Source organism: Pararobbsia alpina, assembly GCF_902859895.1.
Lineage (GTDB): Bacteria > Pseudomonadota > Gammaproteobacteria > Burkholderiales > Burkholderiaceae > Pararobbsia > Pararobbsia alpina.
Genome location: NZ_CADIKM010000102.1, coordinates 1 through 5,576, shown reverse-complemented (window position 1 = coordinate 5,576; position 5,576 = coordinate 1). Strand labels below are relative to the sequence as shown.

The 5,576-nt window shown below is 58.9% G+C and carries 3 protein-coding genes; 2 read left to right on the top strand and 1 reads right to left on the bottom strand.

Annotated elements, in window-relative coordinates; translation table 11 throughout:
- The coding region (locus HV670_RS31670) for a DUF6429 family protein (protein WP_246258091.1) at window positions 1-111 on the top strand (111 nt) is incomplete at its 5' end.
- Between the two features lie 25 nt (window positions 112-136).
- Here HV670_RS31670 and HV670_RS29170 read toward each other — a convergent pair.
- Entirely contained in the window at window positions 137-955 is an 819-nt protein-coding gene (locus tag HV670_RS29170) for a cyclase family protein (protein WP_175108413.1), read from the bottom strand.
- 1,396 nt (window positions 956-2,351) lie between these two features.
- Here HV670_RS29170 and HV670_RS29165 point away from each other — a divergent pair.
- Window positions 2,352-5,288 (top strand): ATP-binding protein, encoded by a 2,937-nt coding sequence (locus tag HV670_RS29165; protein WP_217478556.1) that lies wholly within the window; start codon window positions 2,352-2,354, stop codon window positions 5,286-5,288.
- Window positions 5,289-5,576: the final 288 nt, after the last annotated feature.

Genomic DNA, 5,576 nt, shown 5'->3' with positions numbered 1-5,576 from the left:
TGCGACCCGGTCAACAAGACGAAGTCGGTGGTCTTTACCGAGGAAGGGTTACGTGAGTCCGAGCGGCTATTCAGGCGGCATTTCGTTATCCCGGACCGCACGAACAACTAACGTAACGAACTTCTAACTCACGACGCTAGAGGGGAGTCCTCTTTCCATAGCGATACCTTTCAATTGTCGGTCCTGAAAGCAAACGAGATCGGACTGCACGATGACGCGGGCCTGCGGTTTTTCGCTTCCTGCGTTTTCCATAGGTGCCCTTTAGTAAGCGAGACCGGTGTACTTCCGTTTGATTGGCTTCTGCTTTCGCAAGTTCTGTCCGAGGCGCGGCGGTTGGCGACTTCGGACAGACATCTGGATCGCGGTGAATGTCGGGCAGATCGTGGACCATCGCCGCGCAAGCGTGCCCGTCCCAGCTCCAGCCGTCCGTGCCGACGACGCGGATGCCTTTCGAAGCGAGATGCAACGTCGCGTCGCGGCCCATCGCGCAGCCGCTGTGGACAAAATCGGGGGGACCGTAGCGTTCGCCCGCTCGCGTGACCACCACGATTTCCAGCGTCTTCAAGGTGAGCGATGCGCTCGAGTTCAGCGTCGATTTCGTCGGGGGACACCACGTGCCCATGGCGCAATTCCTAAAATCGAGATTGACGCCCGGCTGCATGAACCACCTGAGCGGCACCTCGTCGATCGCTATCGTGCGCCTGCCGCCATCCATGGTCGGATGGTAGTGCCAAGGCGCGTCGATATGCGTACCGTTGTGCGTCGACAGATTGATCTGTTCGACGGCACAGCCCATTCGTTCAGGCAATTGGTCTACGGTCATGCCCGGAAACGAGGCGATCAGATCGACGGCCCACGCCTCGTGTGTCGTGTAGGTGATCGACGGCCTCATGAAGGGCGGATCGGCTATCGTCTCTTGTTCGAGCGCGATGGAAATGTCAATCGGTTGCGGCATACTTTTTTCCTTTTTTAGTGATCGGGGACTACGGTCAGGGCACGTGCGTCACGGAATGATCCGAACCGACACAGGATCCGAAGCCGATTGACAAACCCTGGACGGCTGCAACGACCCTGGAATGCAATTTCGTCACCGGCCTGAAGAAATGACCGCTGTTCGCCGTTGGGCAGCGTGATCGACTCTGGGCCTCAAAAAGTGAACTCAAGCAGACTGCTGAGCTGATTGCGGGTCGGGCCAGATGTCGTTCCAGTGCCGATCAGGTCGCCTGGCTGCATGTCGCAGCCATCCGCCCGTTTGATGACCAAGCATTTGTGCGTGCGTCAGATACAGACGCGTCGAAGACAGGTGGATCGCCCGCTTTCACCAGGCGCTGACCGTGCGGGCGTCGGATCTGTGTTCGCCACGCGCACGGACGGAGCCCAGCCCTGATACACGATCGGCACCCACTTGCGCGTCGAACACCTGTCGAGGCACGGCGCAATATCGGGTCATCCGGAGCAGTGTGAGCGCTTGATCCGATTCGTAACGGAAAAACTTTCTTTCGATTCGCGCCGACTAGCTAGTCCCACTCAAACAGGTTGAGCGCACTGCTCGGGGGTATTGTCACCTTGTTTGTCGACGCTCGACGAGCGGCCGCGAACACGCCGTATGTAAGGATAGCTAATGTACTCGTCAAGGCGCTCCATCATTGCAGTGCCTATCACGCTTTCCGACGCCTCGAAGGCAGCGGCCTGCTTATGCTTTTCGTAGGTGTGGAGTTGGCATACCGCTCTGACTTTACGGTTTTTTGACAGTTAGCATCCTCCAGAAAATGTATCATGCCGCCTTCCCAGCCCCGCGAAGTCGCGACACAACGGCACATCGCAATCAGTCTCGACCAAAGGACAACGCGCCTCGTCTCACCGAAAAGTTCCGCTTGCACGCGCGTTTGGTTGACAGCCCCAGATCGGGACGAGATTGTGTCGTCAAGGGATACCGTAGCCTCGGAAAGGAGAAGATCGAAAATTAAAATTCCTGCATAATATGTGGTCCGCATTCATTGCTGTAAGCGAGTCGAAAAGAAAATTCGAACGTTAGGAGAACTTCTAGTTCGGGTAAGGGAATCGGACTACATCGTCCGGTTAGAGCGTCTCGGGTCGCGAAAGCCACGCACGCGCGGCTCACATTCGTGTCGGTTGGTCATTGTCCTTCACGCGGCTGTGGACTTGGCCTCCCTGACGGAAACCTGTCAATATTCACCTGCTTTGGAACTTCAACCCTTGACCGCCGGCTTAGCTGCCCAACTGATCGAGGACCATCTTGCGCAGCAGGGGGCCGTACTACCGGGCTGTACTTCTGGTTTGGATTCCTAGTTATTCATTGGGCGCATCGCGACCCACGATCGAGGTAGGATGTGAACCGTTCTCACGAGGTGCGAGACGATGAAGTCTCATCATTCGGCCCGTTTCGTTTGCTTTCTGCAGAACGACTTCTCTATCAAGGAGACGTTCCGCTTCGATTGGGCAGCCGCGCACTCGATATCCTGATCTTGCTTGTCGAACGTGCGGGCGAAGTCGTCAGCAAGCGTGACCTGATGGCGCGCGCGTGGCCGAACCTCGTCGTCGATGAGTGCAGTCTTCGGGTGCAACTGGTCAGCCTTCGAAAGGCGCTTGGCGACGGACAGGCCGGCGCGAGATATGTGACCAATGTCCCCGGCAGAGGCTACTGCTTCGTCGCTCCCGTTTCGCGCACCGCTTCCTTAGGGCCACTCCGGGCCATAAAAGAGCAGCCCATTGCAGGCTCGAACCTCGTTTCCGACCACGTCAGCCGACTTCCTGCCCCGCTGACCCGCATGGTCGGTCGCGAAGATGCCGTTCGGACCATTTCAAGCCAGCTCGCCGGCCAGCGCTTTGTCAGCATCGTGGGACCTGGCGGTATAGGCAAGACCACCGTTGCTGTATCTGTGAGCCATGCCTTTGTTGCGGAATTCGGCGGTCCTGCATACTTCGTCGACCTCGGCGCGCTTACGGCACCGGAGCTGGTACCCGCCACGATTGCGTCTGCACTTGGCGTCGTGGTTCAGTCCGCCAACCCACTGCCTAGCCTTATGGCATTTCTTCAGGACAGGCGGACACTACTCGTCCTTGATTGTTGCGAGCATGTGGTCGAGGCAACAGCCACGTTGGCGGAACGCATCTTCAGGGATGCTTCGCAGGTGCATATCCTCGCAACAAGCCGGGAGAAGCTGCGTGTCGAGGGCGAGCACGTCCATCGATTGATGCCATTGGAGAGTCCGCCCGACGAAGAAGGGCTGACGGCCGCGAAGGCACTCACATACCCGGCTACGCAGCTATTCGTGGAACGCGCAGCCGCGGCCGATAATGGCTTCGAGCTGAGCGATGCGGATGCCCCTATCGTCGCTGAGATCTGCCGCAAGCTCGACGGCATCGCTTTGGCAATCGAACTTGCAGTTGGCCGTATCGATGCGTACGGCATCCGTGGAACCGCTGAGGTCCTCAACGACCGCTTCGGATTGCTCTGGCAGGGCCGACGCACGGCACTGCCTCGTCATCAGACGCTGCACGCGATGCTCGACTGGAGCTACCGCCTGCTTACCGCCTTTGAGCAAACCATCCTTTGCCGGCTTTCATTATTCGTTGGCACGTTTTCCCTTGACGCGGCGCGGGCAATCGCGGCGGAAGGCGATGTCGACGAAGCCGGCGTTGTGGATGCCGTGGGCAGTCTCGTGGCGAAGTCGCTTGCGTCGGCGGGGAAAGCCGGTGACGCGACGACGAATTACCGGCTTCTCGACACCACGCGCGCGTACGCTACCGAGAAACTCGTGGAAAGCGGTGAGATGGCCGCGACCGCGCGACGTCACGCGATCTATTTCTGTGAGTTCCTCGAACTCGCTAACGCCGCCGATTCAACTGATCACAAGACGCACGGCCTAGCGAAGTCTATCGAGCAACTCGGAAATGTGCGCGCCGCGTTAGACTGGACTTTCTCAGACCGTGGGGATCCTTCCGTCGCCACGGCACTGGTCGCCGCGTCGGTCCCTCTCTTCCTTGAACTCTCACTGCTGAGCGAGTGTCAGCGCTGGACGGAGCATGCCCTGGCAGCAATCGATTGTGCCAGTCGCGGGAGCCGTCGCGAGATGGAGTTGCAGGCATCGTTCGGGCTGTCATCGATGTTTACCACGGGCAACTGTGAAGAGGTCCACTGCGCACTTACTCGCGGACTCGAACTCGCGGAGTCGCTTGATGAACCGTACCATCAACTCAAGCTGCTCGGCGGTATCAGCGTCTTTCTGACTCTAAGCGGAGATTTCACGGGCGCGCTGAAGCACGCACGGCAGAGCGAGGTCGTGGCCAAGACACTGGCTGATCCGGCGGCGACCGCATTGGCAAATTGGTTGCTTGGCGTGGCGCATCACCTCATCGGGAATCAGGCGAGCGCCAGGAGACACTGCGAAACTGCGATGGTTCGCGCGGTCGTATCCCCGCGCATCAACATGATCCAGTTCGGCTGCGACCACCGTATCCGTGCGCAGGCCTGTCTCGCACGAACGCTATGGCTTCAAGGTTGCCCGGATCAGGCGGCGAGAGTTGCGCGTCAAACGATCCACGAGGCTGACGAGTTCAAGCATCCGGTCACCCTCTGCATTGCACTGGTGGTGAGCTCCTCTGTATTCATCTGGAGCGGAGACTGGACGACCGCGGAAGCAATCATCGAGCGGCTGGTTGCGCATGCCGCACGGCATTCGCTCGAACCGTATCAGGCTCTAGGCCTGGGTTTCAAGGGTAAGTTATTGACTAAGCGCGGCGATGCGCAACGCGGCGTCCAATTACTTGGTGATTGTCGGGACGAAGTACGTGCCACCCGCTACTACATGCTAGCGCCAATTTTCGCCAGCGCCTTGGCGGAAGGTCTGGCGGCGCTGGGACAGTTCAAGGAGGCTCTTGCCGCAATCGATCACGCACTGGCGAGCGTCGCGGAAAGCGGAGGATCGAACAGGATGCCGGAGATCTTGCGCATCAAGGGACATCTCCTCGCTTCGGCGCCACGATCAGATTCCTCGGAAGCCAAGGAATGGCTCTTACGTTCCCTCGAATTGGCACGCCAGCAATCGGCGTTGGGGTGGGAGCTACGGACAGCGATGACGCTCGCGCGATTGCTGTCCGATCAAGGCCACCGAATGGAAGCGCATGACACGCTCGCCGGGATTTATGGTCGGTTTACGGAAGGATTCGACACGTCCGATCTCAAGACAGCGAAGCGCCTGCTGGACGATCTAAGTCGCCCACCCGATTCCGACGAATCGGGCCGTGAGTTGTTTTCTATTGAATGAAGCGCGCAGCAGATGCTCCTTTACACGGCAAATATCCTTTGTACGCCTGGACGCGCTAGGTTTTTTCGGCGGGTCTGCACCTCCCGGGCGGCACGTTCGGCATCCGCTTGAGCAACAAACGCGAAGCTGGATGTACTGAATTCCTGATATATCGATGGCAGACTGGCACCGTACCCTCCCGTGCCGGTCCGCGCCGCGGCTTCCTGCCGATCAGGAAGTCGCGTCTTGCTTTACTGCGATTGCCCTCTTACTTTGCAACGGCGGCTTCCGAGCGGACCGGCGTCGTTT

Bases quoted from the DNA above. Each gene is read 5' to 3' on its own strand.
- HV670_RS29170 (WP_175108413.1), bottom strand. From the start codon at position 955: ATGCCGCAACCGATTGACATTTCCATCGCGCTCGAACAAGAGACGATA.